The sequence below is a fragment of the Nocardioides sp. CPCC 206348 genome (assembly GCF_048654705.1).
Classification (GTDB): Bacteria; Actinomycetota; Actinomycetes; order Propionibacteriales; family Nocardioidaceae; genus Nocardioides.
The window spans coordinates 1-289 of the sequence record NZ_JBMCZA010000213.1 but is presented as its reverse complement, the minus strand read 5'-3'; the positions used below and the strand labels follow the sequence as shown (position 1 = coordinate 289).

At 72.7% G+C, this 289-nt stretch carries 1 pseudogene; it reads left to right on the top strand.

Annotated features, from left to right (window positions below):
• A pseudogene (locus ACOADB_RS22525) lies at positions 1-275 on the top strand (EscN/YscN/HrcN family type III secretion system ATPase); the annotation flags it as partial.
• Between the last annotated feature and the right edge of the window lie 14 nt (positions 276-289).

Here is a 289-nt window from a genome sequence, read left to right as displayed (position 1 = left end):
CCATCGACGTCCTCGAATCGATCTCGCGGGTGCACCGCACCGTCACCACCCCCGAGCAGCAGGCCGCGGCTGGTCTGTTGCGCCGGATGATGGCCGCGCACCGCGGGGTCAAGGAGCTCGTCGAGATCGGCGCGTACGTCGGCGGGGCCGACCCGTACGCCGACGCGGCCCTCGACCGGCTGCCGCGGATCGAGGAGTTCCTGCGCCAGGACATGGATGACGTCACGCCGACCGCCGAGACCTGGTCCCGGCTCAGCGCACTGGTGGCCTCGTGAGCACCCGCCGCCCG